We start from the raw sequence: 1,308 nt of genomic DNA, 5'->3' as shown, positions 1-1,308 counted from the left end.
CCCCCGCCCACGCCGGGTGGGAAGACGCGGCGGTGCCCCCTGAACGGCTGGGTGATTACCTCCGCGAATTCGACGAACTACTCCTGACTCACCACCTCACCGGGTTCCCGTTCGGGCACTTCGGCGATGGCTGCGTCCACATCCGTCTCGACTTCCCGCTGGCACACCATGGCACCACGGTGTTCCGGGAGTTCCTCACCGACGCGGCGAAGCTGGTGGCCCGCTACGGCGGCTCGCTCTCCGGGGAACACGGCGACGGCCGCGCCCGCAGCGAACTCCTGCCCTACATGTATTCTCCCGCCGCCATCGCGCTCTTCGGGAAGGTCAAGGGCATCCTCGACCCGGACAACATCCTCAACCCCGGGATCCTCGTCAATCCTGAGCCACTCGACGCGAACGTGCGGGTGGCGGAAGCGGGGCCGTTACGGTCGAGGCTCGGTTTTGGTTACCTACACGACGACGGCGATTTCAGCCAGGCGGTGCACCGCTGCACCGGGGTGGGGCTGTGCCGGGCGTCGCACGCGGACAACAGCTCGGTGATGTGCCCGTCATATCTCGCGACGCGTGAGGAAAAGGATTCCACCCGCGGCCGGGCACGGGTGCTGCAGGAAATGATCAACGGGTCAGTCACGGGTGGCGCCAAGGGAGGGGCACCGAACTGGCGTGCGCCAGAGGTGCACGACGCCCTGGACCTCTGCCTCTCCTGTAAGGGCTGCGCCTCGGACTGTCCCACCGGTATCGACATGGCCGCCTACAAGGCCGAGGTGCTGCATCAGAGCTACCAGGGTCGGATCCGGCCGGCCTCGCACTACTCGTTGGGTTGGCTGCCCCGGTGGGCGAAACTGGCTTCACTCGCCCCGCGCCTGGTAAACGCTCTGGTCCGGTTGCCCGGTGCCCGCCAGTTGGGGCTCCGGCTGGCGGGCGTCGACCAGCGGCGGTCCATCCCGGCGTTCGCACCGCAGACCTTTCACTCCTGGTTCAACGCGCGTCCCGCCGCTCCGTCTGGTGACCGGCCACCGGTGCTCCTCTGGGCGGATTCGTTCACCAACAACTTCTCCCCGGAAGTGGGACAGGCCGCGGTACGCGTCCTGGAAGCCGCCGGCTACCAGGTCAGGATCCCCGACGCACCGGTGTGCTGCGGCCTCACCTGGATTTCGACCGGCCAGCTCGACTCGGCCCGGAAGATCCTGCGGTCAAGTGTCACCGTGCTTGGAGCGTCGGTGGACCAGGGGATTCCGATCGTGGGTCTTGAACCGTCCTGCACTGGCGTACTTAGGTCCGACGCCGTCGAGCTGCTCGGGCAGGCGG

1 protein-coding gene is annotated in these 1,308 nt (G+C 67.6%); it reads left to right on the top strand.

Annotation, left to right across the window (positions count from 1 at the left end; translation table 11 throughout):
- A partial coding sequence (locus tag K728_RS0103715) for an FAD-binding and (Fe-S)-binding domain-containing protein (RefSeq protein WP_024475893.1) occupies nucleotides 1-1,308 on the top strand: 1,308 nt, incomplete at both ends.

Source organism: Arthrobacter sp. CAL618 (assembly GCF_000468215.1).
Taxonomy (GTDB): Bacteria; Actinomycetota; Actinomycetes; order Actinomycetales; family Micrococcaceae; genus Arthrobacter_D.
The sequence above is the reverse complement of the archived record's forward strand: the minus strand, read 5'-3'. Positions and strand labels throughout refer to the sequence as shown.